Below are 25044 nucleotides of genomic sequence, written 5' to 3'. Positions count from 1 at the left end.
CATGTCAATGCACCCCGGAGGCCGTCATGCCACTTGTGAGACAAGCAGTGGTCCGCGCCCGCCAGGGCGGCACACGCACAGCAGAGAGGTAGTGAAATGGCCGGCAAGATGAAAGCAGCGGTTGTCCGCGAATTCGGAAAACCCCTGAGCATCGAGGAACTTGACATCCCCTCGATCCGTCCCAACCAGATCCTGGTGAAGGTCGATGCCTGCGGCGTGTGCCATACGGACCTGCATGCCGCACGCGGCGACTGGCCCACCAAGCCGAAACCGCCCTTCATTCCCGGGCACGAGGGGATCGGCCATGTCGTGGAAGTCGGCGCCAGCGTGGACTGGATCAAGACCGGCGACGTGGTTGGCGTCCCGTGGCTGTATTCCGCCTGCGGGCATTGCGAGCACTGCCTGGGGGGATGGGAGACCCTGTGTGAAAAGCAGGAGGACACGGGATATTCGGTCAACGGGTGCTTTGCCGAATATGTTGTGGCCGATCCGAACTATGTCGCGCACCTGCCCAAGGATATCGACCCGATCCGCACGGCACCCGTCCTGTGCGCCGGCCTGACGGTCTATAAGGGCCTGAAGATGACCGATACGCGCGCGGGCGAATGGGTTGCCGTTTCCGGTGCGGGCGGACTGGGGCAGATGGCCATCCAGTATGCGGTCGCCATGGGCCTGAATGTCGCGGCGGTTGACATTGATGACGCGAAACTGGCCGAAGCCCGCAGGCTGGGTGCCAGCGTGACCGTCAATGCGCGCACCACCGACCCCGTCAGTTACATCCAGCAGAAAACCGGCGGCACGCATGGCGTGCTGGTGACGGCGGTCTCCAACACCGCCTTCACGCAGGCCATCGGTTATGCCCGCCGGGGGGGGACCATTGTCCTCAACGGCCTGCCGCCGGGGGAATTTCCCCTCTCGATCTTCGACATGGTCATGAATGGCACGACGGTGCGTGGCTCCATCGTCGGCACGCGCCTGGACATGATCGAGGCACTGTCCTTCTTTACCGAAGGGAAGGTCTCGACCGTCGTTGCGACCGACAAACTGGAAAACATCAACGACATTTTCGACCGGTTGCAGCACGGAAAGGTCGCGGGACGGATTGTTCTGGATTTTCGTAACTGACAGACGCAACCCTGAGACGCACCCGACGTTGAAAACACAGATCCTGCGTCACGGAAAATCGGTTCCGTGACGTCATGGGAGAGGTTATCGCGACCCCGCGTTTCGTGCGCGGGCAGGATATCTGCCTGTCGTGCCTGACTGTTTTCGGCGGATATCCATACGACAGGATGGATATTGGGAAATATGAGAAAAGCATTACTGATCGGACTGGGAATTATTGGCCTGACGGGCATTTCCTCTTTACCGGCGCTGGCTGATGACTGCGCGAGTTCTTCAGATTACGATGCCTGCGTGGCAGGCCGGAAAATAGACCATGCGGGCCACACGGCGCATGACGAGGCCGCGCAGGATACGCAGCACGTCAAGAACTGGGGCAACAGGACCGGCAAGACGCTGGATAACTGGAGCCACGATACCGGGCGCAAGATGGACCGCTGGAGCCACAAGACCGGTTCGGACATGAACAGGTTCTTTACGGGCAAATAATCCCCCGCCCGGACAGGCCCGCCAGACGGCCCATGGCCGGACTGCAAGCCGGGACAGGGCGACATCCGGGGAAAGACATGATCCCCGGATGCCGCAATACTTCAGAACTTATTTGTGATGGTCGCCGGATTCATGCTCCCGCCAACCGGTTTCAAGCGTGTGCAGGAACGACTTGAAATGTGCCTTCACTTCGGTGGGTGAGGCTTTTTCCATCACTTCCTTCTTTGCCGCGGTCAGAACAGCCGCCGCATGAATCAGCGCGGCATGGATGGTTTCCGACGGTTCCTTACTCATCAACAGGTTCCTTTCCTTTGTTGGATAATTTCACGATGGAAGGGAACCCTGCCGCTGACAACTGTTATCCCCGCATACCGGGAAAACGGATCCGTCACATCCTGCATGAAGCGCACCCGGTCCTTCCATTTCGTCCTTCAAACAGATTGGGAAATACCTCAATGAACCATCACCGTTCTGCCTTCGCGCTCCTCGGCTGCATGTTCCTGTTCCTCCCTGCGGTCAGCCATGCCGAACCGGGCGGGTGTATCAAGGGCGGCATGGCCGGTGGCGTGGCCGGGCATTTCGTCGGAAGCGGCCATGCCGGGAGTGGGGCGGCAGCGGGCTGTGCCGCAGGCATGGTGCGCCGCCATAACGCCCGCAAGGCCGAGGCCGCACGTAAGAACCAGCAAGAAACACAGCCGCAACCCGCTGCGCCCGATGCAGGCGCCCCCGATGCCCCGGCCCCTGAATCACGATAGGCATGGCGTCTCAATAGACTGCCTATGAAACATGGGGTCCGGACACCGCCTTTGCTTAAAAGGCGGTGTCCCCTGCAGTTTTCCGGGCAGACTGCCAACCGGAATTTTCCGTATGATTTTCAGGGTTCCGCAACCATTCATTCCGGCGCGGAACGAACACTTCTGATACCCACCGCGCGCGCAAAGCACACATTCATCATGTTATGCGGGTCCGGTGAAATCCCCACAAACAGAATGTCCTTGTGGACATAAAGAAGTTTATGCCGTGGCCCCATGGTTACACGGGGCAGGGTGACATCTTCGAACCCTGCAACATGCACGGCAGCCTGCCGGTTCCACATGGCGCTGACACGCGCAAGCGCCAGAAGGTCAGGCACACATACCCACATATGCCAGACGGACAGACCGGCAATCCCCATATCCAGAACCCAGTTGCGCATGCCTGCATATGTCGGGCGGTTGATGAATACTGTTGCCAATATGCAGACCAGATAGATACTGGCGGGAAAGGAAACCCTTGCCGCAAGTGACGATCGCGGGAACAGCAGAAGCAGCATCATGTAAATTACGGAGAGGGCTGTAAATATCCTGATTTTTTTCCATGCCCCGGACCATTCCCCCCCGTTCCGCGCCACGGCAACGTGGCAAAGAAGCAGGATGAGGACAAACGGGACCCAGTACAGATCAAACAGGCTCCCGACATTGCCCAGCACACCATCAAGGCGGTTCATGACCGTGTCATGTTCCATCGTGCGTGCGCGTACATAATTTCCCGGTGCAAGCCACAGGAACAGGGTGCCCAGCAGGTGCAGGCCGATGAAGCGATAAGCAACCGGCTGTCCATCGCGATAACAGCGAACTCCGAAACCGATCAGTACCATGCTGGTCAGCAGGGAAAGGGGTTCGAGAAATGTTGCAATGAGAAACGCGAAGCCACAGGCGAGAACACCCGACGGCAGGCGCTGGGCAAGGAGCCGCCGCAGGATCCACAACTCCCCCGTCACGGGCCACAGATAGCCGATCGCCCCAGTCTTCCATAGCGCGACTTCGGAAATGTCGCGGGGTATCCACCAGATGGCCAGAAATACAAAGAGGATATCCACAAATCCGATTGACGTGTTCCTGTCCGGATCGTTTGTATCCTTGCATATCAGGCAGACATTCTGCACCAGAACGCAACAAACAGCTGCGTTCAGAACATTGAATATAAAAATCGATCCATAGGAATGAAATTCAAGCACAAGAAATGTGATAAGTGTCGTAAAATACCTTCCGGTCCAATAAAAATAATTCCCATATACAATATGGAACGTATTTTTCAGGTCGACCGGAATGGTCCGGCAATAATCATCCGCCCATAGCGGGGTTACCATATTGGCCCACAGGGAAAACAGGAAAACCATGACCAAGGCATAAGGCTTTACCCTGCCTGAAGTCATGAAGCGCATGATGGCCGTATTGTTCATGAAATCCTTCCTGCCTGTATGGACCCATCTTCCCGACGTTCCGTGCGCTGGCGTCATGCGCGATCATGATCCGCAACGGCATGGATGCGGCGACTGGTCCCCAAAAGCCGGACAGAAAAAGACATGCCCCGGTGTTGCATCATGGATGGATGCCGTATCGGTCATTATGACGTCAACATAGACGTCAGAAACATCCCGGCCGGGAGGAAAACAGAACGTGAGTCCCACCACGCCCCCCCAAGCACCAGTTTCACCGCCAGGGCGGAAAGCTTTTCACGCAGGCCTGATCACGGCCTGCGCCGGACTTCTGGTCGGGCTTGATACGGGCCTGATTTCCCAGGCCCTGGGATTTATCGGGACCGATTTCCGGGCCTCCACGCGCGACCAGGAATGGATTGTATCGGTCCTGATGCTGGGCGCGTCGGTCGGATCGCTGGGGGCAGGGACATTTTCCGCACGTTTCGGGCGCCGGGCAGTACTGACCGCCGCCATGGTGCTGATGTTCGCGGGGGCATGCCTGTGCACCAATGCCGTGGGCATTCCACAGATCCTGACCGGACGCCTGCTGATCGGTGTTGCCATCGGCATCTGCACCTTCACCGCCCCGCTGTATATTTCCGAAACCATGTCCGGCCATCTCCGGGGCAGCATGGTCTCCACATTTTCCATGCTGCAATCCGCAGGTATCCTCGCAGGGTATCTGGCAGGCGGCATCCTGTCCGCCGGGGGGCACTGGCGATGGATGGTCAGCATGCCCATGCTGCCGGCGGCACTCCTGTTTATCGGCTGCTTCTTCCTGCCACCCAGCCCGTCATGGCTGATCGCACGCGGGCAGGACGCAAAGGCCCGGACCGTCCTGCGTGCCCTGCGCAACACCCCGGCGGAAGCTGATGCAGAGTTCGCCAGCATCAAGGCCGAAACAGAAAGGGGACGGCCAAGCGGGCTGAATCTGCTGCGCCGGCAGCCGAACTTCCGCCGCTCCGTCATGCTGGGCATCTGCCTTCAGGTCATGCAGCAGCTGACGGGCATCAACGTCGTCATGTATTACACCCCGAAAATCCTGCAGAATGCGCATTTCGGCACATCTGGCGCGGCATGGGCCACCGTCCTGATCGGCGTCATCAACACGATTGTCGGCATCGCCGCGATTTTTCTGGTCAACAGGTGGGGGCGGCGACCGTTATTGTGCGCGAGTGCCGCAATCATGGCTTTTTCCCTGGCCATCGCTGCCGTGATTACCGGCCTTCACCTTTCAAGCGTCCCTGCGACACTATGCCTGCTGGCGGCATTGCTGACCTTTGTCGGCGGATTTGGGCTGGGGGCAGGCCCGCTGGTCTGGACGCTATGTTCCGAAATCCAGCCGCTGGAGGGCAGGGACTTTGGCGTCGGCTGTTCCACCCTGGCCAACTGGTGGGCGGACTGGATCGTCAGCAATACGTTCCTGAGCATTGTCTCCGTCATTGGCTTTGGCCGGACATTTGGTGGCTTTGCCCTCATGAACGTCATATTCATCGCGTTTACGCTGCTGTTTGTTCCCGAAACAAGGGACGTGCCATTGGAAACGATCGAAACCAACCTCCTGTCCGGAAAAAAATTGCGTGATATCGGGAAATAGTTTGTAATTATTTCGTTCCTGAAGCGTTCGTCATTTATCCCTTGCATGCCTGATATGCGATATGTTTCTGTGCCATCCGGCTCCTGAAACTGCAGGCGGCCTGCCGTATTGTCATGCTCGGATGAGGATAACTATATGACAAATTTCAAGAACATCATTTCCAGCACGGCGAATATCATTGCCGGGCAGCTGAAGCAGGAAATCGGCTATGTCATGGGAAGCCGGAAAATTGCACGCAGTGGCATCGCGCAGGAAATGAAGGGCCATGCGCAGAAAGTCGCCTCCAGTCGCCCATCGAACTACTGACCAGTGGGGGCAGGGATATCCTGCTCCTGTCATGCAACAATATTGCCCGTCAGGATGACAATAATGTGCTCCCCATACGGGGCGCTACATGTTAACCTGTATTAATAATTTTTTTGCTATATCAAAAATACTGTATTAAGCGCCCCTCTCCAGAAAATCATACATGATGAAATGATGATTTTTCCATGCAGGGTGTGTCCATTACAGGTATGGTAGGTAACGAAAATTATGGGTCGTGAATGACGACCCATATCTCAGGGGCAATAAATATCATGACTGAAAGAAAAACCGCTCCCATGTCTGCCAGACAGATCCTGGTTTACGAGGCCCATATTTCCGGCCTTGAACATGCCCTTGCCGCAGCGGTGGAGATGTTGACCCCGCTGCAGCAGGCCAGACTGCTTGGTGTCGTGCAGAAGGCAGCAGCAGAGGACAGCCAGTGCGACACACTGGGAACCTGTCCTGCGGATGAACCCTGCATACAGCCCTTTAGCAATGGTCACCTGATGGCGGCGACCTGCATCCAGCACGCGGCCTATCCGGCGGCAAGAAGCCCTTCTGCCTGAGGCGGCGAAAAACCTCACCTCATACAGGAAGGGGCGTGCCATGTCGCACGCCCCTTCATTCATTTCCGGTCAGTTGCTGGTCTTTGGCAGGTCTGCGGCAGGGCAGGTCGCGCCCTGCTTTGCATAGTCACTGATGGTGCTGACGACCGTGGGCACAGCCTCGGACGAGTTGATATGCACCAGCGTTCCGGTAAACGACCAGGCCGCAAGGATTTCGTAACTCTTGGTCGTGCCCGGCAGGACCGCATTTGAAATGATGAACCGCTCCTCCTGCAGGTCGTGACGCATGAAAGGCTTGGTGCTGAGGTTGTTGCACGCCAGTGCGCGCCTGATATTCTCAGCAGCCTCGTAAGGTTCGACCGGGACATAGGCCGTATTCGGCCCCAGTCCATAAGCCAGATACGGCCCACGATTGAAGGGTTTATGCGAACAACCGGCAAGAGCCACCATGATGCCGATGGCCGTCATCCATGTGCGACAAGGTGTGACAATGGTGTTGCGTAACCGGTGTTTCATTGACAGGCCCATGGAAAAAATAAAGCAAGGAACGACAGAGGAGGCATAGCCGTCTCTGTGAAAAATAACCAGACCACTCCCCTAGAATCCGCGACAAAACACCTGCCGGACGGATCGGGCGTGCGGACTGCATCGCAGGCGGGTTGGCCCTTGCAGTTACGGACCGGTTTCCTGACATCTCATATGACCGGCAGGGAAGGCTGCATGCGGATTTCCGGAACATTTTCCAGTGACCGGACGCCCGGTCTTTTCCCATGGCGGGAGGGAAGGGAGTCATAATATATGCAAATAATTTTTAATGTATTCAATTAATTTAAATGTCATTTTCCCAATCATATTCCTGAATATCTGGAAACTTTCAGGATACAGGTGACGTTGACGGGCAAAACTTCCAATAAAGGGCTGTCCGATGAGCAATAATTTCAAGAAAAGTGGCGAACCACCGCCCCTGGCCGATAAAAGCCTCAAGCCGCCGTTCGGCACGCCGCTGGAGCGAAGAAACGCCATGCTGACCACAATGATGGTCATCCTTTTCCTGACAGGAATCATTCTGGGATGCCTGTTTTCCCCACATATACCCCTGCCAAAAATATAGATACCTCAAAACAATTATGAAATCTGATTCTTTTATTTCAGGTCAATATACAAGAAGAGAATGGACATGGCGACGGATGGTGATGTCTGCTTTTATACAATAAGCAATGCCCCGTATTTCCCCGGACTTGTTGCGCTGATCAATTCGCTGATCCTTACAGGCCATACCCAGACCATCCGGGTCGGGGACTGCGGACTGACCCCGGCGCAAAGGAAAGTGCTGGCGGGATGCAGGCAGGTGGAGCTTGTGGAACTCGATCCGGCGAAGATCAGGAACCCGGGCCAGTACAAGGCCTTTGCCCATATCGCCAACGCATCCGGCATTGCCGTGATCATTGATTCCGACATGATCGTGACCGGATCGCTCGCCCCGCTGATTGCACAGGCACGCCAGGGGGGGATCTGCGCCTTTCCCAACCCGATCGACGACCGGTGGCATGCCCAGTGGGAAGAGATCTTTGCATTGCAATCCCCTCCACGCCGCCAGACATATGTCTGTTCCGGATTTGTGGCCTTTTCCACCGACTACTGGCCCGACCTGCTGGCCCGCTGGTGGCAGGCATGTGAAGCCATACATTCCCATCCAACCTACCAGGAAGGCAGCGAATGGGACTCACCAACGGCCCAATCGGATCAGGATGCCCTCAATGCCATCCTGATGAGCGAATACGCCACAGATGCCGTCTCGCTCGCCCCTGTTGAAAAACAGGTCTATCGCTGGGATTTCCGTTTTCTGGAAACGCGGGATGCACATACGCTGGATTGTCGTTTCCAGGAACATACCCCACTCATCCTCCATGCGGCACTGACATCCAAGCCATGGGAGGAGAAGGGGGCAAGCAATGATACCTATTTCATCTTCCTTCGCAGACTACTGCTTGGCCGCGATGTCGCAATCCGGCTTCCTGCCGACCTGCTGACACCCGTCACGGCATCAGGCCTCATGCCATGGCTCCACAGGCAATCCTGTTTCGTGAAAAACATGGGCGTGATTGAATATGCCCTGTCCTGCCTGCCGCCTGTCTTCTGCATCAGGGCCAGGCGCATCAAGGACCGCCTGAGGGAGAAATACCTGCAATGGCGTAAAAAAGACGCGCCATCCACTGCCGGAACCGTACTGCTGCCGGAGGAGGTCCCGACCGGGGATCAGGCCCGCAGCATCACATGACAGGGCAGGGCAATGGCCCTGCACCGCGATCAGAGGGCGCTTTCTTCCTCCTCATCCTCGGCACTCATCATCTGGATCAGTTCCTGGGCCTGCCCATCATGTTCCTTGATCAGGCTGATATTGGCCGGATTGAGGCGCGGCAGATCCCCGTGCGCCTTGGAATGATCCTGCATGACCGCTTCGGTCATGCCGAAACATGTGATCCCCATGACAAAATCACGCGCCGTCATGCCGTAACGCTGGAGGATCGGCTGAAGCTGCTGCATGCCTTCGGTGCGCCGGATGGTCATCGCCAGCGTCGTGTTGGGGGTACTGGTGGGGGGAGAAAGATGCGCCTGCTCGATCTGCTGCATCAGCGGCAGTATGCGGGCGAAAAAATCCTTGGGCAGGGGATACTGCGCCACGGTCTGCATGTCATGCTTCACCGCGTCATGCACCGCACGTTCCAGTTCGGCCTTCTGTTCCGCCGTGGGGCCATGACGTGCCGCCTCCTGCGCTGCGGCAGGGGATACGCTGGCCATCTCCCATGTCACCAGCAGGCTGCATGCGGTCGCCAGAAACATCTTGCACAAAGAGAAAGAGGACATGGCAGAGGGCTCCTTCGCCCCATCTCGTCAAAAAGGTTGCTGCATGATGGTGGTTGATGACAACCGCGCTGATTTTGCTGCCGTTTCGCAACCAGTCAATATCCATGCGCCCGGCCTCTTCCTTCCACAGCCCCGCCACACACCGGCAGACACCGGCAGACACCGGCAGACACCGGCAGACACGAAAACATGAAGGTCGAACCCACACAAGCATGATGCGTTGAAGGCAGGCTGCGATGCAATATCACAGATACCTTGTGAAAGTTCCAACGCCCCAACACCGCGCATGCACAGGGAGGTGGATATGACGACGAAGTCTGATCAGGGAACGACCAACCCGGAGATTGAACTGCTGGCGATCAGCATATGGAACCAGCAGCATCCCGATCGTCCATGGGAACGGCGGGGCCGTTTCCGGAACCACAGAAAGATGGCCCACGCCCTGCAGGGTATTCCCGCCTACCCCGAAGAACAGGCGCAGTTCCGCTTCCTGGCGTCGCATGCGATGGCGACGACGGACCGGAGCAGCCTTTCCTGAACGCCCGACGAGCGAAAAGAGCATCGGACCCGCACCCGTTTTTTCAGCGCGCCTGAAGCAACTTCAGGTGCGCTTTTGTGCCATGATGGAAAAAATTGCTGATTTGGTCCAATATCGGGAAACAGCTTCCGTCAGCCACAAGCGGCAGGGCAGGGGGCACAGGCCATCAATGCCGTTGCAAAGCGGGAGGGTCACGCACCTGATGGAAAATGACAAGGAAAGGGAAGATACCAATGCCCAGCATAAACCGACCATGGAAGGCCGCGTAGTGTCGCCGAATACTTGGAATCAATCCTAACGCAGATGGTAGCGGCGGACGGATTTGAACCGCCGACCAAGGGATTATGATTCCCCTGCTCTACCGCTGAGCTACGCCGCCATCGCGTTAGGATGTGTGCGGAATATCCCCACCGAAGGGAGAAGTCAACCCGTTATCGCCATGATTCTCCTGCAAAAGAATTCAGGCCTCAGGGTCGCATTGCCGCTGCGTGCGCGATATGCGTGGCATACCCCCGAATATATAAGAGAGAAGCTGAGATTCATTCGTGAAAAACGAATTCATTACCGTACTTACTGACCTAAAAAATCTTTTCGGGTGGCTGCCTGGACCCGTCTCCTCCATCCTTATGCTCTGCGCCGCCGGACTGATGGCGGAACTGTTCAGCCGTTTCTTCACAAAGCTTGTCCTGCGAATCCCGGGACAGAAACGCGGCGCGTTCATCCGTACCTTCACAATGGCCATGCAGCGCCCGGTGCGCATCATGCTGGTCGTGCTGTTTGTCGGCACGGCGCTGCCGGCATCCGGCCTGCCCTATGAAATGATCCAGGCCACGACACACACGCTGCTGGTGCTGTTCGTGCTGATGCTGGGATACGCGGCGGTCGTCGCGACGCGCATCCTGTCCGAAGCCTATCTCGCGCGGATCAATGACAAGAATGACAAGGACGACATCCTGCTGCGCACGCACATGACGCAGGTGCGGATGCTGCGCCGGACGGCCGACCTGCTGATCGGGTTCCTTACGGTTGGCGCCTCGCTCATGACGTTCGAACCCGTGCGCCAGTACGGGCTGAGCCTGTTCGCCTCGGCAGGGGCGGCCTCGCTTGTGGTGGGTCTGGCCGCACGCCCTTTGCTGACCAACCTGTTCGCGGGCATGCAGATCGCCATGACACAGCCCATCCGCATGGAGGACCTGATCATCATCAACGGCGACTGGGCCTGGGTGGAGGAAATCACCTCCACCTATGTCGTGCTGCGGGTATGGGACTGGCGGCGGCATATCGTGCCGATTTCATACTTCCTTGAAAACACGTTCCAGAACTGGACCCATAATTCCGCCGCCCTGATCGGGGTGGTGTTCCTGTATGTGGATTTCCATGCGCCCATGGACCGTATCCGCGAACGCCTGCGTGAAATCGTGCATGCGGCCCCCTTGTGGGACGGCAAGGTCTTTGACGTACAGGTCGCAGACTGCACCGCGCAGGTCATGACCGTGCGCGTCATCGCAAGTGCGCGCTCAGCGATGCAGAGCTGGGATCTGCGCTGCGAAATACGCGAGCAGATCATTGCTTTCCTGCGCGATGAATGCCCCGAGGCCCTGCCGCGCGAACGTCTGGCCTATGTCGCCTCGGCCACCGGGCAGGGCGGCATGCACGAAGGCATGATGCTCTCGCCTCCGATCGACCGGCCGCCACCGGGTGCCTATCACGGTCCGGGGCAGGGCGGTTCCGCGCCCGGCACACGGGGACAGGGTCAGGGCGCCTACCAGTAGGCAGCGGCCGGACGGGACGGGAAATAATGGTGCGGATGATCGCCCAGCGCCCTGCATATGAGCGGCTCCAGACGCTGCGCCATACATGCCTGCGCCATGGCGAGCGGATGCAACGGCAGGCCCGGCGGTGACAGCAGCGGATCCATGAACAGGTTTGCGTCAACCCTGCCATCCGTTTGCAGGCAGCCGGCAAGGTCGACGTAATGCAGCCATTGTCCCCGCGTGGCCGCAAAGGCACGCAACATCCGGTTCAGCACAGATGTCTGCGATGTCACCCATGCGGAGCGCAGCGATGGCAGGACACCCGGCAGAAGAACGGTGCTGCCGGGAAACGCGCGGTGTATGCGTTCGACAATACGGCGGATGCCACCCGCAGCCTGACCGGCGCACTGCCGAAGGTGCCCGAGGTTGTTGACCCCGATCATCACGATGAAAACGCGTGGAGCATGACGGAATTCCAGTTCGCCATGCGTCAGGCGCCACAGGAGGTTCCGTGTGTCATCCCCCCGGAAACCGAGGTTGAGCGCCCGGCGGTCGCCGTAATATGCCTGCCATACCGGGGCGAAATCCTGCCATGCCGGTGGCCCGTGACGTTCCCAGTTATGGGTGATGGAATCCCCGAACCAGACCAGGTCGATGATGTCGCGCCGCACCTGACGCTGCTTGCACAAGAAACGCTCCCGCCACCACGGGACATCCATGCGCGGTATGGCATGGATGGCCGGATTGACGTCATGGTCCTGCAGTCCCGGCACGAAACGTCCTCAGCCCAGGTAAATGAAGGAAAATACCCCCATGGCGATGCAGTAATAGCCGAAAGGCTGCAACGCCCATTTTTCATGGTCATGGAAATACCGCATCAGGATGGCCGTGCTGAACAGCGCGACAATGGCGGCCACGACCGCCGCGATGCTGGCTGTCTCCAGTTGTCCGGGTTCCAGCGTGACATGCCGCATCTCGAACGCTTCCTTGACCGTGGCCATCAGGATGACCGGCTGCGCCATGAGGAACGAAAACCGTGCTGCATTCTCATGCGACAGCCGGCTGAGCAGGCCGCCAACGATACAGGCCCCGGAACGCGAGATGCCGGGAAAGAATGCAAGGCACTGGCACAGGCCGATCACGACGGCTTCCCCCATGCCCAGCGACGCGATGGGACGGTTCAGGACATTTTCCGTCCCGCGTCCCTTGATGCGTTCCGTCAGCAGCAGCATCGCGCCATTCAGCGTCAGGAAGATCGCGGCATAGCGCGCGGTGCCGAACAGGTGACGGATCATGTGTTCGAACAGGCCCCCGACGATCACCGCCGGGACGGTCGCGACACCGAGCAGGATGAAGATGCGCACGCTTTCGATCTGCCGCTGCACGCCATCGCGCCCTGACGCCCCCGACAGCAGGGCGCGCCAGTCCCCCCAGAAAAACAGCAGTAGCGCCGTGGCGGTTCCCAGGTGCAGCATGACCAGGAACGGCAGGAACATGTCCCCATGCAGGTCCAGCGACCAGTGCAGGAGTGCAGGCACGATGGCCGCGTGCCCAAGGCTGCTGACAGGGAACAGTTCGGTCGCCCCCTGGATGATTGCAATGATGATTGCCTGCAGGAGTGTCATTGTCGGGATATCCGTGGCGAATTAGACTGGTACAACGTCTGGGTGCGATGGTCGGTGCCATCGCCGCGATACATAAATGGGCAAAGGACCGTCATGGCAAGGGAAAGAAGCGGCGCGATCATTTCCAGCGGCCTGGTGCTGCTGGTGGCTGCGGGGTTCTGCGCCTATGCCCGCGCATCGCAGATGGGGCCGGACAGGGCGGGTCGCCCGCTCATGGCGCGCTTCATTTCCGCAAACGGGCTCAAGGTGGGCGCTGATGTCGAGATGGGGGGCGTCTCGGTCGGGCGCGTCACCTCCATCACGCTGGATCCCACCACCTATATGGCGAATGTGGGATTTACGGTGGATCGTGCCGTCAGCCTTCCGGCGGATACAAGCCTTTCCATCGGCAGCCCGTCACTGACGGCTGACATGGCGCTGATGGTGCGCGCAGGCAACAGCGTGACGACGCTGGCGCCCAATGCCGTCATCACCGATACCCATGAACCGGTCAGCCTGGAACAGCAGGTCAGCAATTACATCTTCGGCAATGGCGGGTTGCCGACCGACCCTTCGTAACCCACGCAGGAACCCGCCCGCTCAGTTCGGCAGGGGCACCATTCAGTCGTTCATGGGATAGGAAGACAGCAGCCTGCGCTGGCGCAGCCACGAGCGGAGCATGGTCATCGCGCCACTGGGCTTCCATCCCGCACTGCGCTTTTTCGCACCGATGCGGAATGTCTCCCGGTAATGCATGAACTGCGCGGCATAGGCTTCACGCAGGGTCGTGCGCGAATCCCAGATATGGGTCGCTTCGGATCCTACGCCATTGATCTCGATGATCTCGAACCTCTCGCCGCGCAGCAGCGAGGCGGCGGATTCGGCCTTCACGTCGATGCGCCCGAAATGGAAATCGGGAATATCGTGCATGATCGCGTCGATCCGCGCCTCGAGTTCGGGCGTCACATCGGCCGTGCAGTTATGGAAGATCGCACCCTTGCAATGATTGCCGGTGAAGACGAGGGGCAGCGCCTCTCCGGCGGCAGGCACTTCCGCCAGGCGCGCACGCAGGCGCGGGACATAGATCTGCGGCACCAGTCGCGTGCGCGGGTCCGCATGCAGCAGTTCCTCCACCGTGGAACGCCCGTCACCGACCAGCACCGGCACTTCCTTGTAGGTCATGGAAGTGATGCGCCCGTGCGCCTCATCAGGATGGCGGATGTAGAAAATCCCGGCCTCGTATGAATAGGGAATGAGGCGCTGGAGCATCAGGGACACGCGGCGCGGGAACGCGGCCAGCGCCTGCGTCAGTCCCGCGGCATCCGCCACCAGCTTGACCCCGGTGCCGTTGCAGCCGATGTCGGGCTTCAGCACCACGGGAAAGGACAGGCCCGCATGCTCCATCGCCTGCAGGGCGCGGGCCGTGTCGTTGCGTCCCGTCTCCACCATCGTATAGGGCGCGATCCAGCGGCGCGCGGTCTCCCCGGCCATGTCGAGGATCGAACTCTTGCTCTCCCCGCACAGGCCGCCCGTCTCGATACGCGGGTTGGCGGCCGTGGGCAGGCTGACGTCGCGATAGCGAAGCCCCATGAGGATCCAGTACATCACCACCGGGGTATAGAAGATCCATCCCGGCCAGAATTCGAACATGGAGAGGGGGGAAGGCGCCTTCGCAGGGCGGGCGGGAGCGGAGAGGGTGGACATGTCGGTCATCGGGATTGGCCTTGCAATCGGGCAATGGTACGGCTGATGAGGAAGATGGTCACGATGAATCCCGCCAGCCCCAGCCATTTCCAGGTCCCCAGGTGGGAAATCAGGAACTGTCCCACACGCAGGGAAACGGCAAACAGCAGCGTCGTCCAGATCAGTGTCGCCAGCACGGCGGCGACACTGAACAGGCCAAGACGCGCACGGAAAAAACCGCAGGCGGTATAAAGCGGCAGGCGCGCGCCGGGGATGAACCTGCTGATGAAGACGATGCGAAAGACATTGCGGTCGAACCAGTGGCCTTCATGCTCCACGTTCGGCAGCGTGACCCACCGGCGCGCAGGCGGCCAGCACGCGGCAAGGTAGCCAAGCCCGTAAAGCCCGATATCCCCCACCACGATGCCGATATACAGCGCCACCAGCGCCACCGGCAGGTCCACATGCCCCGTCTGCACCTGCATGGCGGTCACGATCGTCGCGGCGTCCTCAAGGATGAACGTGCCCACGATGATGGCCAGTCCCTGCAGCAGGGGGGAGGCCCCTGCCGCGGCAAGGATGGAAGTCAGGGATAAGGACATCTCCGGCCCGCTAACGCACACATGACAGGAAAAGGGGGGGGAGTGTGACCAATAACTGACAAGCCTCTTTCAACTCATGATCGATGCGGGCCGTGCACGCCACGAAAACGCCATGGCCTGCCGCGGTCCACAACCGGAGGGGACGGCAATGGCACCCGTGCGGCGATTGCGCGGCCCCTACGACAGCGGCCCCTGCGCATAACCGCGCCGTGGCGACCTTGTTGCATGCTTCGACGATACGGACAAACCCGAAGTTGTTGTCCGATTGTGTCATCCGGCCACAGCGCACGGCACAAACGGCCCCGAATGGGGCGTCGAGGATTGAAACCACCCCGCCTCCGTGGCAGAGCATCACAATGCTTGTACGTCGCGCATTCCTGCTGTCCGCCGCCGCCCTGTCCACCGGGGCCATCACATCCGCGCTGCGTCCACGCAGCGCCCACGGACGGACGCAGGATTACGCCACGTTCGTCGCGGGCATACGCGCCGATGCGATTCGGCAGGGGATCGACGCCGGGATTGTGCAAAGGGCGCTGAACCTGTCCGTCCCCAACCCGCAGGTGATCAGGCTGGATCGCGCCCAGCCGGAGTTCCACCTGACATGGACGCAGTACCGCCAGCGCGTCATCACCGCGCGCAAGATCGCCGATGGCCGTGCGGCCGTCATGGCGCAGCGCGCGCTGCTGGACCAGGCGCTGACACGCTACAACGTGGCACAGGCGGCCATTGCGGGCATATGGGGGCTGGAATCCGGGTATGGCGCGCATATGGGCACGTTTGGCGTCATCGATGCGCTGTGCACGCTGGCCTATGACGGGCGGCGGGCCAAATTCTTTCACGACGAACTCATGAAGGCGCTGCACATCCTCGGGATGGGGGATATCGCGCCCGAACAGATGATCGGCAGTTACGCGGGCGCAATGGGGCAGCCGCAGTTCATGCCCAGCGCGTACCTGCGCTATGCCGTGGACATGGATGGCGACGGGCGACGCGACATCTGGCATTCCACGGCCGATGTCTTCGGCTCCATCGCCAGCTACCTTTCGCAGTCGGGATGGGTCAGCGACGAACCGTGGGGACAGCAGGTCACGGTGCCCGATACGTTGCCGCAGGCCATGCTTGGCCGTACGCAGACCAGAACGCTGCAGGAATGGATGGACGCCGGGGTGCGCCAGGCCGACGGCAGCATGTTCCCCCGCACGGACATGCGTGGCGCGGTCCTGCGCCCCGATGGGGTGGGGGGGGAATCCTTCATGGTCTATCGTAATTTTAACGCAATCCGCCGCTACAACCCGTCGGATTTCTATGCACTGGCCGTAGGGCTTCTGGGTAACGAGATTACATGACATCAGGACACGCACCGCTTCGCATGGACAGGCTTCGGACTGCGGTACCGGGCAGCACATTGCCGGGCCGCCATCCCACACGTCGCACGATCCTGTCGGGCGCGGCCAGCGCGCTTGCACTGCTGCCTGCCGCGCCGGCACTTGCGGCACGCAGGCATCGCCCCGCACCGGCCGCGGCCCCCGCCGAAAATGCGGGCGCGGATACGGCCGCCATATCCGCATCCCCCGCCAACAGCCTGATCGGGCCGGTCGATACGCCGGCGCGCTGGGCCTGCATCGTGGATTACACCACCGGCGCGGTACTGCTGGAAAAGGCGGCCGATGAACGCATGCCGCCTTCCTCACTGACAAAGATGATGACGGCCTATGTCGTCTTCGGGATGCTGCGCGCGGGACGGCTCAAACTCGACCAGGCCCTGCCGGTCAGTGAAAAGGCGTGGCGGATGCAGGGGTCGAAGATGTTTGTCCCCCTGCAGGGCGAGGTGCTGGTTTCCGACCTGATCCAGGGGATGGTGATCCAGTCGGGCAACGACGCGTGCATTGTCCTTGCCGAAGGCGTCGCCGGTTCGGAATCCCAGTTCGTCTCCCTGATGAACGCGCAGGCGGCGCAGTTGGGGATGGCCAACTCGCACTTCATGAACGCGACGGGATGGCCCGCCGACGGGCATTACATGTCCGCGCGCGACGTGACCACCATCGCCATGCACCTGATCCACGATTTCCCCGAATATTACCATTTCTTTGCGGAAAAGGGATTCCGCTACAACAAGATTTCTCAGGAAAACCGCAATGCACTGGTGGTCAAGGGTATTGCCGACGGGCTGAAGACCGGACACACCGACGCGGGCGGCTATGGCCTGTGCGCCAGTTCGGAGCGCAACGGGAACCGGATCGTCATGGCCATCAATGGCCTTCCATCCAGCAACGCCCGCGCGTTCGAGGGGGAAAGGCTTCTGGAATGGGGATTCGTCAATTTCGAGAATGCCACGCTGACGCATAACGGCGCGGTCATCGACAACGCGCCGGTCTGGCTGGGCCATGCCCCGACCGTGCCGCTGGTGGTCACCCGCGACGTGCTGCTGACGCTGCCGCACGGATGGCAGAACCGCGTGCATATCGTGCTGGATTACAAAAGCCCGGTGCCCGCGCCGGTCGTGGCGGGACAGCAACTGGGGCAGCTTGTGATTTCCAACACCGGACTGGCTGACATCACCGTACCGCTGGTTGCCGGCGCCGATGTGGCGCGCCTGGGCCTGTTTGGCCGGGCATCCGCCGTGCTGGGACAGAAACTGGGGCATCACTGAACCCATGGCGGGCATGTTCATTACGTTCGAAGGGGGCGAAGGCGCCGGGAAATCGACACAGGTCCGCCTGCTGCAACAGCATCTGGCCACAGTCGTGCCGCCGGGGCGGACTGTCATGACACGTGAACCCGGCGGCACGCCGGGGGCCGAGGCCGTGCGGGATTTCCTGCTGTTCGGGAAGCAGGACCTGTCGCTGCGCGCCGAGACGCTGATGCATTTCAGCGCGCGCTACGACCATGTCGATCACCTGATCCGCCCGGCGCTGGAGGGCGGGAAGATCGTCATTTCCGACCGCTTCACCGATTCCACCGAAGCCTATCAGGGATATGGCAGGGGGGAGGGCAATGAGGCGATCCTCTCCCTCATCGCCTCGCTTCGCCAGCAGACGGGCGTGATACCCGACCTGACTTTCATCCTTGACGTGCCCCGCGCCGTTGCACGCGAACGCCTGCACGCGCGCGGCAACCGTCCCGACCGCTATGAAGCCGCGACCGAGGCGTTCCATGCGCGCGTGGCCGAAGGTTTCGCCACCATCGCCCGGCGCGAACCGGGCCGGTGCATCACGATCGACGCGACCCTGCCGCCCGATACCGTTGCACGGGCCATCGCGGGGCATGTTGCCGCACGCCTGCCGATGCCGCAGGGGGGCGCATGACCACCCCACGCGAACGGACACGCCTGCACGGGCATGAGGCGGCATGGCAGCAGTTCATATCGGTGATGCGTTCGGGCCGCCTGCATCACGCCTGGCTGCTGACCGGGGTGGAGGGGATCGGCAAGACGACGATGGCCTTCATGATGGCGCGCGCCCTGCTCAACGCGCAGGATCATGACAGCCCCGTCGGCCGCCGCATCACCGCCGGGACGCATGCCGACCTGCTGGTGGTCGGGCGCGGCGTGGATGAGAAGACGCGGCGGCCCCGGCGCGAAATCGTCGGTGATGACGTCCGCCCGATCGGCGCCTTCCTGCGCCGCACCGCCGCCGAGGGCGGATGGCGGGTCGTGATTGTCGATGGCGCGGAATACATGAACCGCACGGCCGCGAACGCCATCCTGAAAATACTCGAGGAACCGCCCACCGGCGCGATCCTGATCCTGACCTGCGCGGCGCCGGGCCGCCTGCTGCCGACCATCCGCAGCCGCTGCCGCACGCTGGACCTTGCCCCCCTGTCGCCGCGCGAGGTCCGCGCGGTCCTGATGGACATCGTGGCGGACGGGTACGGCGCGGAAGATATCGACAATGTCATCGCCCTGGCGCACGGTTCGGCAGGGCGTGCGTTGTCGCTGCTGCAGAAGGATGCGACAAAACTCTCCGCGCTGGTGGAGCAGGTGATGCGCGGCGCGGCCCGTGGCACGGAGGCCTACCGTATCGCGGGCAGCATCCTGGAATCGGAAAATGGCTTTTCGGTCTTTTTCGATCTGTTATGCGATGCCATATCGACAGGGACACGCGAACTCCTTGGCGCGCCGTCGCACGAAGGGCAGCCACGCGATACGCGCCCCGAACGCATGGCGGGCGCGTGGCAGGATCTGGTCCGGCTGCGTGCGGAGACCGAAAATTTCAATCTGGATAAGCAGCAGGCGCTCCTTTCGGCGCTTGCGCGGGTGAATGCAATATGACACGGCGCTATTACGTCACGACACCGATCTATTATGTGAATGGGGCGCCCCATATCGGACACGCCTACACCTCCGTCGCGGCGGACGTGATCGCGCGCTTCAAGCGGCTGGCGGGGTTTGACGTCTTCTTCCTGACCGGCACCGACGAACATGGGCAGAAGGTGGAGCAGGCGGCGCAGGCGGCAGGCGTGGCCCCGATCGAACTGGCCAACCGTGTCGCAGCGGACTTCCGCGACATGTATGACAGGATGGCCATCTCCTATGATGACTTCATCCGCACGACGGAACCCCGCCATGCGGCGGGTGCCTCCGCACTGTGGAAGAAGCTGAAGGAAAACGGCCATATCTACCTTGGCGCGTACGAAGGATGGTACGCGCTGCGCGACGAATGTTTCTATCAGGAAGAAGAGCTTGTCACCGGCCCTGACGGCACGCGCACGGCACCGACCGGCGCGCCGGTGGAATGGGTGAAGGAGCCGTCCTACTTCTTCAGCCTGTCGAAGTTCCAGGACAGGCTGCTGGAACTGTATGAAACCCATCCGGGCTTCGTGGAACCCTCCAGCCGCCGTAACGAGGTCATCAGCTTCGTGCGTGGCGGCCTGCGTGACCTGTCCATCAGCCGGACCAGCTTCAACTGGGGCATTCCCGTGCCGGGCGACCCGAAGCATGTGATGTATGTCTGGGTCGATGCGCTGGCCAATTACCTGTCCGCCGTTGGATATCCCGACGGGGACGCGCCACGATGGGATTTCTGGCCGCCGAACCTGCATCTGGTGGGCAAGGACATCCTGCGCTTCCATGCCATCTACTGGCCTGCGCTGCTGATGGGGGCGGGACTGCCCCTGCCTGAGCGCGTGTTCTCCCACGGGTGGTGGACCATCGCGGGGCAGAAGATGAGCAAGTCGCTGGGCAACGTGCTGGACCCGCGTGACCTGGTTGCGGAATTCGGCCTTGACCCGGTCCGCTTCTTCCTGATGCGCGAAATGCCCTTTGGCGGAGACAGCGACATCAACCGCAGGGCCATCATCACGCGCATGAATGTCGAGCTTGCCAACGACCTCGGCAACCTTGCGCAGCGCACCCTGTCGCAGATCGCGCGCAACTGTGGCGGCGTGCTGCCCGAACGCGGCACCCCCACGGCAGAGGATACGGCGCTGCTGGCGCAGGCCAGCCTGCTGCCGGACATCATGCACGGGCAGATCGACCGGCAGGCGCTGACGGATGCGCTGGAGGAAGTGTGGAAGGTGATCCGCGCCAGCAACGCCTATATCGACCATCAGGCCCCATGGGCGCTGAAAAAGACCGACCCGCAGCGGATGGCCGATGTCCTGCGCGTGCTGGCCGATGTCCTGCGGACCATCGCCACCGTCCTGCAGCCCTACATGCCCGGCAGCATGGACGCCATGCTGACCCAGTTGGGCGTGGAAGAGGCGGAGCGCACCTTCGCCGCCCTTGATACGCCCCTGCCGGCAGGCCGTGCGCTGCCCGCGCCCAAGGGTGTCTTCCCCCGCTTTGTCGAACCGGAAGCGCAGTGATGGCACGCACCGGACTTACGGACTCCCACTGTCACCTCGACCATTTTTCGGACGAGGAGTTGCCGGACCTTCTGTCGCGCGCCCGCGCGGCAGGGGTCAGCGGGCTTGTCACGATCGGCACGCGCCTGTCACGCGCAGCCGAGCAGAAACGCCTTGCGGGCCTTGATTCCGATAACGTGCGCGTCTGGTGCACGGTGGGCACCCATCCCGACCATGTCGATGAAACGCCCGTGCCGACGGCCCGCGACATCATCGCCCAGACGCACGAGGCATGCGTGATCGGGATTGGTGAAAGCGGCCTGGACTATTTCCACGGCAAGCCTGAAATCCGCCCCCGCCAGCAGGAAAGTTTCCGCGCCCATATCGACGCGGCGCGGCAGACGGGCCTGCCGCTGGTGATCCACACCCGTGATGCGGATCAGGACATGATGTCGATCCTGCGCCACGAGCATGAGGAAAGGGGCGCGTTCCCGTTCCTGGTGCACTGCTTCTCCTCCGGCCCGGAACTGGCGCGCGCGGCGGTCGAACTGGGCGGGTATATCAGCTTCTCCGGCATCGCGACCTTCGGGCGTGCGGAGTCGGTGCGCGCCGTCGCGACGGAGGTCCCGGCCGAACGGTTGCTGGTGGAGACGGATGCACCGTTCCTTGCCCCCGTGCCAAAGCGGGGCAAGCGCAACGAACCGGGCTATGTCGCCCACACGGCACATGCCGTGGCCGAATTGCGGGGGATGGAGGATGATGCGTTCGCGGCGCTGACGACCGCCAATTTCCATCGCCTGTTCAGCAAGGCGGCCTGAACGATGGAAATGACCATTCTGGGATGCGGTGGCTCCGCTGGCGTGCCGATGGTCGGCGGGCCGGACGGGGCGGGGGAGTGGGGGGAATGCGACCCGTGTGAGCCGCGCAACACGCGGCTGCGTTCATCTGTGCTGCTGCGTGATGACGCAGGCAACGCGCTGCTGGTCGATACGGGGCCGGACCTGCGCGCCCAGCTGCTGGCGCAGCGGATATCACGCGTCGATGCGGTCCTTTATACCCACGCCCATGCGGACCATATCGCGGGACTTGATGAACTGCGGGCGATCAACCGCATCATGGGATGCCCGATTCCCGCCTATGGCACGCGCGATGTCATTGACGAACTGGTGACGCGCTTCGATTACGTCTTCCGCCCATGGACGCCGCCGTCTTTCTATCGCCCGGTCCTGACGCCCAATGTCATCGAAGCCGGAAGCATGGTTACGATCGCGGGCATGGATGTCCATGTTTTCCGGCAGGTGCATGGCCGTACCCTGACCCTTGGCCTGCGCGTGGGGACGATGGCCTACTGCACGGATGTCGCGGAACTCGATGACGCTGCCCTCGACATCCTCCACGGTGTCGATACTTGGGTGGTTGGCTGTTTCCAGCGCACGACCCACGTTTCCCACGGATGGCTGGAACGCGTGATCGAATGGCGCGAACGCATCCGCCCGCGCCGCACCGTGCTGACCCACATGGGGCCGGACATGGACTGGGCATGGATGCAGCAGCACCTGCCACACGGGATCGAGGCCGCGCATGACGGGCTGGTCCTTCGGGCCTGATACGCGCGTGATGCAGGGACCGCTGACGGTTCATTGCAAAGATTTAGGTTGAATCCGGCACATCCACGGCGATAGCGTAAACAGACGGGCCGATCCTGAAAATCGGGACCCGCTGTTTACGGGGTGACGAAATCACTAGGTTATATCAGGGCAATACCGCCCGGCCTCACGATACCACGCCCATGCAGGCGATCGGTCGTGTTCATCATCACCAGACCACAATGACAGGTTGCTGACACTTCCCCCTGCATGAGAGGGGTACACGCAAAAGATACGACGCATACTCATCCTCCGGTTCACCCCGAACCCTGCTGATTTCGGAGAAATCTGCTGATGGCCAATGAGTTCAATGTCTTCTCCCTTGCGACGGCAATGCGCGACGAACACCGCGAAGTCGAAATGGGGCTGTCCGACTACCTCGAACACTGCAGGGCCGATCCCTCCTGCTATGCCACGGCGGCGGAACGCATGCTGCGCGCGATCGGAGAGGCCGAGACGATCGACACATCGCGCGACCCACGCCTGTCGCGCATCTTCATGAACCGCACGGTGCGGATCTATCCTGCTTTTTCAGATTTCTACGGCATGGAGGAAACGATCGAGCAGATCGTCGGCTTCTTCCGCCACGCGGCACAGGGACTGGAGGAACGCAAGCAGATCCTTTACCTCCTCGGGCCGGTAGGGGGCGGCAAGTCGTCGCTTGGCGAACGGCTCAAGGCGCTGATGGAAAAGGAGCCGATCTATGCGCTCAAGGCCGGGCGCGACATCAGCCCGGTCTTTGAAAGCCCGCTTGGCCTGTTCGATCCCGAACGCATGGGGCCGGCACTGGAAAAACAGTATGGCATCCCGCGCCGCCTCCTGACGGGCATTGCAAGCCCGTGGGCCATCAAGCGGCTGGAGGAATTCGATGGCGACCTGTCACGCTTCAGCGTGGTGAAGCTCCATCCCTCCCGCCTGCGCCAGATCGCGATCGCCAAGACGGAACCGGGTGACGACAACAACCAGGACGTTTCCGCACTGGTGGGGAAGGTCGACATCCGGCAGCTGGAAAATTACAGCCAGAACGACCCCGATGCCTACAGCTTCTCCGGCGGGCTGAACCGCGCCAACCAGGGCATCCTTGAATTCGTGGAGATGTTCAAGGCCCCCATCAAGATGCTCCATCCGCTGCTGACGGCAACGCAGGAGGGCAATTACGTCGGCACGGAAAATATCGGCGCCATTCCCTTTACCGGCGTGATCCTTGCCCATTCGAACGAGGCCGAGTGGCAGACCTTCCGCAACAACCGCTCCAACGAAGCCTTCCTCGACCGTGTCTGCGTCATCAAGGTGCCTTACTGCCTGCGCGTCAGCGAGGAGGCGATGATCTATGAAAAGCTGATCGACACATCCAGCCTTTCCTCCGCCCCGTGCGCGCCCAACACGCTGGAGATGCTGGCGCGCTTTGCCGTCATGTCGCGGCTGAAGCCGCATCCCAACTCCACCCAGTTCGCCAAGATGCGGGTCTATGACGGGGAAAATATCCGCGAGACCGACCCCAAGGCCCGCACGATGCAGGAATATCGTGACGCCGCCGGCGTGAACGAGGGGATGAACGGCATTTCCACCCGCTTTGCCTACAAGGTGCTGTCGGCGACGTTCAACCATGACCCGACGGAAATCGCGGCCGACCCGGTCCACCTGATGTATGTGCTGGAACAGGCCATCAGGCGCGAGCAGTTCCCGGCGGAGGTGGAGGCCCAGTACCTCGCCACCCTCAAGTCCGAACTTGCCGGGCGCTATGCCGAATATCTGGGGCACGAGATCCAGAAGGCCTATCTGGAAAGCTACAACGACTATGGCCAGAACCTGTTCGACCGTTACCTCGAACATGCCGATGCGTGGATCGAGGACCAGGACTTCAAGGATCCCGACACGGGGCAGATGCTCAACCGCGACCTGCTCAATTCCGAACTGACGAAGACGGAAAAGCCCGCGGGCATCGCCAACCCCAAGGATTTCCGCAACGAGGTCGTGAAATTCGCCCTGCGTGCACGCGCGAACAATGCCGGGCGCAACCCGTCATGGACGTCATACGAGAAAATCCGCGACGTCATTGAAAAGCGGATGTTCAGCCAGGTGGAGGACCTGCTGCCGGTCATCAGCTTCGGGTCGAAGAAGGACAGGGAGACCGGGCACAAGCACGATGAATTCGTGGGGCGCATGATTGCGCGTGGTTACACGGAACGCCAGGTCCGTCGATTGGTTGAATGGTACATGCGGGTCAAGCAGTCCGCCTGACACATGGA

28 protein-coding genes and 1 tRNA gene are annotated in these 25044 nt (G+C 60.9%); 19 read left to right on the top strand and 10 right to left on the bottom strand.

What is annotated here, in order from left to right; all coding sequences use genetic code 11:
* The first annotated feature begins 96 nt into the window (after positions 1 to 96).
* A complete protein-coding gene (gene adhP / locus KMAL_RS00440) occupies positions 97 to 1125 on the top strand; it encodes an alcohol dehydrogenase AdhP (RefSeq protein WP_110093797.1) in 1029 nt (342 codons plus the stop codon).
* A 183-nt stretch (positions 1126 to 1308) separates the two neighbouring features.
* Positions 1309 to 1611 (top strand): hypothetical protein, encoded by a 303-nt coding sequence (locus KMAL_RS00435; RefSeq protein ID WP_110093796.1) that lies wholly within the window; start codon positions 1309 to 1311, stop codon positions 1609 to 1611.
* A 108-nt stretch (positions 1612 to 1719) separates the two neighbouring features.
* On the opposite strand, the gene KMAL_RS00430 is transcribed toward KMAL_RS00435, so the two are convergent.
* Positions 1720 to 1905, bottom strand: coding sequence for a hypothetical protein (locus tag KMAL_RS00430; RefSeq protein ID WP_110093795.1), 186 nt, complete (start codon positions 1903 to 1905; stop codon positions 1720 to 1722).
* 161 nt (positions 1906 to 2066) lie between these two features.
* Between KMAL_RS00430 and KMAL_RS00425 the strand changes: the two genes are divergently transcribed.
* Positions 2067 to 2366, top strand: a complete 300-nt coding sequence (locus KMAL_RS00425) for a hypothetical protein (protein ID WP_110093794.1) — start codon at positions 2067 to 2069, stop codon at positions 2364 to 2366.
* 137 nt (positions 2367 to 2503) lie between these two features.
* Here the strand turns inward: KMAL_RS00425 and KMAL_RS00420 are convergent, their stop codons facing one another.
* Complete coding sequence (locus KMAL_RS00420) at positions 2504 to 3832, bottom strand: DUF6056 family protein (protein WP_239019865.1); 1329 nt, start codon at positions 3830 to 3832, stop codon at positions 2504 to 2506.
* Positions 3833 to 4049: 217 nt separating this feature from the next.
* Here KMAL_RS00420 and KMAL_RS00415 point away from each other — a divergent pair, with 217 nt between their 5' ends.
* From KMAL_RS00415 to KMAL_RS00405, 3 genes are all read left to right on the top strand, one after another.
* A complete protein-coding gene (locus KMAL_RS00415; RefSeq protein ID WP_110093793.1) occupies positions 4050 to 5447 on the top strand; it encodes a sugar porter family MFS transporter in 1398 nt (465 codons plus the stop codon).
* A gap of 135 nt (positions 5448 to 5582) precedes the next feature.
* Positions 5583 to 5753, top strand: a complete 171-nt coding sequence (locus KMAL_RS00410) for a CsbD family protein (protein WP_110093792.1) — start codon at positions 5583 to 5585, stop codon at positions 5751 to 5753.
* 296 nt (positions 5754 to 6049) lie between these two features.
* Positions 6050 to 6319 carry a hypothetical protein gene (locus KMAL_RS00405; protein WP_110093791.1) on the top strand — a complete coding sequence of 90 codons (270 nt, stop codon included), beginning with the start codon at positions 6050 to 6052 and terminating at the stop codon, positions 6317 to 6319.
* Between the two features lie 69 nt (positions 6320 to 6388).
* Here the strand turns inward: KMAL_RS00405 and KMAL_RS00400 are convergent, their stop codons facing one another.
* Positions 6389 to 6835: a hypothetical protein gene (locus KMAL_RS00400; protein ID WP_146044127.1), complete on the bottom strand. Its 447-nt coding sequence runs from the start codon at positions 6833 to 6835 to the stop codon at positions 6389 to 6391.
* A gap of 273 nt (positions 6836 to 7108) precedes the next feature.
* The gene (locus KMAL_RS00395) at positions 7109 to 7363 is read right to left on the bottom strand and encodes a hypothetical protein (RefSeq protein ID WP_110093789.1); all 255 of its coding nucleotides are present in this window, start codon (positions 7361 to 7363) and stop codon (positions 7109 to 7111) included.
* Positions 7364 to 7496: 133 nt separating this feature from the next.
* On the opposite strand from KMAL_RS00395, the gene KMAL_RS00390 reads away from it, so the two are divergent.
* Complete coding sequence (locus tag KMAL_RS00390; RefSeq protein WP_146044126.1) at positions 7497 to 8597, top strand: hypothetical protein; 1101 nt, start codon at positions 7497 to 7499, stop codon at positions 8595 to 8597.
* Between the two features lie 29 nt (positions 8598 to 8626).
* Here KMAL_RS00390 and KMAL_RS00385 read toward each other — a convergent pair whose 3' ends face one another.
* Positions 8627 to 9184 (bottom strand): hypothetical protein, encoded by a 558-nt coding sequence (locus KMAL_RS00385; protein ID WP_110093787.1) that lies wholly within the window; start codon positions 9182 to 9184, stop codon positions 8627 to 8629.
* Between the two features lie 304 nt (positions 9185 to 9488).
* On the opposite strand from KMAL_RS00385, the gene KMAL_RS00380 reads away from it, so the two are divergent.
* Together KMAL_RS00380 and KMAL_RS16830 are read left to right on the top strand one after the other, a co-directional pair.
* A complete protein-coding gene (locus KMAL_RS00380; RefSeq protein WP_239019864.1) occupies positions 9489 to 9722 on the top strand; it encodes a hypothetical protein in 234 nt (77 codons plus the stop codon).
* Between the two features lie 82 nt (positions 9723 to 9804).
* Entirely contained in the window at positions 9805 to 10020 is a 216-nt protein-coding gene (locus KMAL_RS16830; RefSeq protein WP_146044125.1) for a hypothetical protein, read from the top strand.
* A 6-nt stretch (positions 10021 to 10026) separates the two neighbouring features.
* On the opposite strand, the gene KMAL_RS00375 is transcribed toward KMAL_RS16830, so the two are convergent.
* Positions 10027 to 10101, bottom strand: a tRNA-Met gene (locus KMAL_RS00375).
* A 166-nt stretch (positions 10102 to 10267) separates the two neighbouring features.
* Here KMAL_RS00375 and KMAL_RS00370 point away from each other — a divergent pair.
* On the top strand, positions 10268 to 11494 hold the full coding sequence (locus KMAL_RS00370) for a mechanosensitive ion channel family protein (RefSeq protein ID WP_110093785.1): 1227 nt from the start codon (positions 10268 to 10270) through the stop codon (positions 11492 to 11494).
* Here KMAL_RS00370 and KMAL_RS00365 read toward each other — a convergent pair.
* Together KMAL_RS00365 and KMAL_RS00360 are read right to left on the bottom strand one after the other, a co-directional pair.
* Positions 11485 to 12249 carry a GDSL-type esterase/lipase family protein gene (locus KMAL_RS00365; protein WP_239019863.1) on the bottom strand — a complete coding sequence of 255 codons (765 nt, stop codon included), beginning with the start codon at positions 12247 to 12249 and terminating at the stop codon, positions 11485 to 11487. The two genes, KMAL_RS00370 and KMAL_RS00365, sit on opposite strands and share 10 nt — an antisense overlap.
* A 9-nt stretch (positions 12250 to 12258) precedes the next feature.
* Positions 12259 to 13101 (bottom strand): undecaprenyl-diphosphate phosphatase, encoded by an 843-nt coding sequence (locus tag KMAL_RS00360; RefSeq protein ID WP_110093784.1) that lies wholly within the window; start codon positions 13099 to 13101, stop codon positions 12259 to 12261.
* Positions 13102 to 13194: 93 nt separating this feature from the next.
* On the opposite strand from KMAL_RS00360, the gene KMAL_RS00355 reads away from it, so the two are divergent.
* Complete coding sequence (locus KMAL_RS00355) at positions 13195 to 13659, top strand: MlaD family protein (RefSeq protein ID WP_110093783.1); 465 nt, start codon at positions 13195 to 13197, stop codon at positions 13657 to 13659.
* Between the two features lie 42 nt (positions 13660 to 13701).
* On the opposite strand, the gene KMAL_RS00350 is transcribed toward KMAL_RS00355, so the two are convergent.
* Entirely contained in the window at positions 13702 to 14793 is a 1092-nt protein-coding gene (locus KMAL_RS00350; protein WP_110093782.1) for an ATP-grasp domain-containing protein, read from the bottom strand.
* Positions 14790 to 15365: a DedA family protein gene (locus tag KMAL_RS00345; RefSeq protein WP_110093781.1), complete on the bottom strand. Its 576-nt coding sequence runs from the start codon at positions 15363 to 15365 to the stop codon at positions 14790 to 14792. The genes KMAL_RS00350 and KMAL_RS00345 overlap by 4 nt, the downstream gene beginning before the upstream one ends.
* 356 nt (positions 15366 to 15721) lie before the next feature.
* Between KMAL_RS00345 and KMAL_RS00340 the strand changes: the two genes are divergently transcribed.
* The 8 genes from KMAL_RS00340 to KMAL_RS00305 all read left to right on the top strand — a co-directional run bounded on the left by KMAL_RS00340 (position 15722) and on the right by KMAL_RS00305 (position 25036).
* Entirely contained in the window at positions 15722 to 16711 is a 990-nt protein-coding gene (locus KMAL_RS00340) for a lytic murein transglycosylase (RefSeq protein ID WP_110093780.1), read from the top strand.
* A 23-nt stretch (positions 16712 to 16734) separates the two neighbouring features.
* Positions 16735 to 18015 (top strand): D-alanyl-D-alanine carboxypeptidase family protein, encoded by a 1281-nt coding sequence (locus KMAL_RS00335; RefSeq protein ID WP_110093779.1) that lies wholly within the window; start codon positions 16735 to 16737, stop codon positions 18013 to 18015.
* A gap of 4 nt (positions 18016 to 18019) precedes the next feature.
* Positions 18020 to 18670, top strand: a complete 651-nt coding sequence (gene tmk / locus KMAL_RS00330) for a dTMP kinase (protein ID WP_110093778.1) — start codon at positions 18020 to 18022, stop codon at positions 18668 to 18670.
* Positions 18667 to 19635 (top strand): DNA polymerase III subunit delta', encoded by a 969-nt coding sequence (locus tag KMAL_RS00325; RefSeq protein ID WP_110093777.1) that lies wholly within the window; start codon positions 18667 to 18669, stop codon positions 19633 to 19635. Before tmk ends, KMAL_RS00325 begins: the two co-directional genes overlap by 4 nt.
* Positions 19632 to 21170, top strand: a complete 1539-nt coding sequence (metG, locus tag KMAL_RS00320) for a methionine--tRNA ligase (protein WP_110093776.1) — start codon at positions 19632 to 19634, stop codon at positions 21168 to 21170. Before KMAL_RS00325 ends, metG begins: the two co-directional genes overlap by 4 nt.
* Positions 21170 to 21967, top strand: a complete 798-nt coding sequence (locus tag KMAL_RS00315) for a TatD family hydrolase (protein ID WP_110093775.1) — start codon at positions 21170 to 21172, stop codon at positions 21965 to 21967. The genes metG and KMAL_RS00315 overlap by 1 nt, the downstream gene beginning before the upstream one ends.
* A 3-nt stretch (positions 21968 to 21970) precedes the next feature.
* Positions 21971 to 22756 (top strand): MBL fold metallo-hydrolase, encoded by a 786-nt coding sequence (locus tag KMAL_RS00310; protein ID WP_110093774.1) that lies wholly within the window; start codon positions 21971 to 21973, stop codon positions 22754 to 22756.
* A gap of 333 nt (positions 22757 to 23089) precedes the next feature.
* A complete protein-coding gene (locus tag KMAL_RS00305) occupies positions 23090 to 25036 on the top strand; it encodes a PrkA family serine protein kinase (RefSeq protein WP_110093773.1) in 1947 nt (648 codons plus the stop codon).
* Positions 25037 to 25044: the final 8 nt, after the last annotated feature.

The sequence above is a fragment of the Novacetimonas maltaceti genome (assembly GCF_002906255.1).
GTDB classification, from domain to species: domain Bacteria; phylum Pseudomonadota; class Alphaproteobacteria; order Acetobacterales; family Acetobacteraceae; genus Novacetimonas; species Novacetimonas maltaceti.
Note: the sequence above shows the minus strand (reverse complement) of the source record. Positions and strands in the feature narration are given on the sequence as shown.

What these genes read in the sequence shown, in the direction of transcription:
- KMAL_RS00305 (WP_110093773.1), top strand. Translation starts at nt 23,090, where the DNA reads ATGGCCAATGAGTTCAATGTCTTCTCCCTTGCGACGGCAATGCGCGAC.
- KMAL_RS00315 (WP_110093775.1), top strand. Translation starts at nt 21,170, where the DNA reads ATGGCACGCACCGGACTTACGGACTCCCACTGTCACCTCGACCATTTT.
- KMAL_RS00405 (WP_110093791.1), top strand. Translation starts at nt 6,050, where the DNA reads ATGTCTGCCAGACAGATCCTGGTTTACGAGGCCCATATTTCCGGCCTT.
- KMAL_RS16830 (WP_146044125.1), top strand. Translation starts at nt 9,805, where the DNA reads ATGATGGAAAAAATTGCTGATTTGGTCCAATATCGGGAAACAGCTTCC.
- KMAL_RS00400 (WP_146044127.1), bottom strand. Translation starts at nt 6,835, where the DNA reads ATGAAACACCGGTTACGCAACACCATTGTCACACCTTGTCGCACATGG.
- KMAL_RS00430 (WP_110093795.1), bottom strand. Translation starts at nt 1,905, where the DNA reads ATGAGTAAGGAACCGTCGGAAACCATCCATGCCGCGCTGATTCATGCG.
- KMAL_RS00425 (WP_110093794.1), top strand. Translation starts at nt 2,067, where the DNA reads ATGAACCATCACCGTTCTGCCTTCGCGCTCCTCGGCTGCATGTTCCTG.
- KMAL_RS00385 (WP_110093787.1), bottom strand. Translation starts at nt 9,184, where the DNA reads ATGTCCTCTTTCTCTTTGTGCAAGATGTTTCTGGCGACCGCATGCAGC.
- metG (WP_110093776.1), top strand. Translation starts at nt 19,632, where the DNA reads ATGACACGGCGCTATTACGTCACGACACCGATCTATTATGTGAATGGG.
- KMAL_RS00380 (WP_239019864.1), top strand. Translation starts at nt 9,489, where the DNA reads ATGACGACGAAGTCTGATCAGGGAACGACCAACCCGGAGATTGAACTG.
- KMAL_RS00350 (WP_110093782.1), bottom strand. Translation starts at nt 14,793, where the DNA reads ATGACCGACATGTCCACCCTCTCCGCTCCCGCCCGCCCTGCGAAGGCG.
- KMAL_RS00325 (WP_110093777.1), top strand. Translation starts at nt 18,667, where the DNA reads ATGACCACCCCACGCGAACGGACACGCCTGCACGGGCATGAGGCGGCA.
- KMAL_RS00335 (WP_110093779.1), top strand. Translation starts at nt 16,735, where the DNA reads ATGGACAGGCTTCGGACTGCGGTACCGGGCAGCACATTGCCGGGCCGC.
- KMAL_RS00435 (WP_110093796.1), top strand. Translation starts at nt 1,309, where the DNA reads ATGAGAAAAGCATTACTGATCGGACTGGGAATTATTGGCCTGACGGGC.
- KMAL_RS00390 (WP_146044126.1), top strand. Translation starts at nt 7,497, where the DNA reads ATGGCGACGGATGGTGATGTCTGCTTTTATACAATAAGCAATGCCCCG.
- KMAL_RS00410 (WP_110093792.1), top strand. Translation starts at nt 5,583, where the DNA reads ATGACAAATTTCAAGAACATCATTTCCAGCACGGCGAATATCATTGCC.
- KMAL_RS00395 (WP_110093789.1), bottom strand. Translation starts at nt 7,363, where the DNA reads ATGACCATCATTGTGGTCAGCATGGCGTTTCTTCGCTCCAGCGGCGTG.
- KMAL_RS00310 (WP_110093774.1), top strand. Translation starts at nt 21,971, where the DNA reads ATGGAAATGACCATTCTGGGATGCGGTGGCTCCGCTGGCGTGCCGATG.
- KMAL_RS00360 (WP_110093784.1), bottom strand. Translation starts at nt 13,101, where the DNA reads ATGACACTCCTGCAGGCAATCATCATTGCAATCATCCAGGGGGCGACC.
- KMAL_RS00345 (WP_110093781.1), bottom strand. Translation starts at nt 15,365, where the DNA reads ATGTCCTTATCCCTGACTTCCATCCTTGCCGCGGCAGGGGCCTCCCCC.
- KMAL_RS00420 (WP_239019865.1), bottom strand. Translation starts at nt 3,832, where the DNA reads ATGAACAATACGGCCATCATGCGCTTCATGACTTCAGGCAGGGTAAAG.
- KMAL_RS00340 (WP_110093780.1), top strand. Translation starts at nt 15,722, where the DNA reads ATGCTTGTACGTCGCGCATTCCTGCTGTCCGCCGCCGCCCTGTCCACC.
- tmk (WP_110093778.1), top strand. Translation starts at nt 18,020, where the DNA reads ATGGCGGGCATGTTCATTACGTTCGAAGGGGGCGAAGGCGCCGGGAAA.
- adhP (WP_110093797.1), top strand. Translation starts at nt 97, where the DNA reads ATGGCCGGCAAGATGAAAGCAGCGGTTGTCCGCGAATTCGGAAAACCC.
- KMAL_RS00355 (WP_110093783.1), top strand. Translation starts at nt 13,195, where the DNA reads ATGGCAAGGGAAAGAAGCGGCGCGATCATTTCCAGCGGCCTGGTGCTG.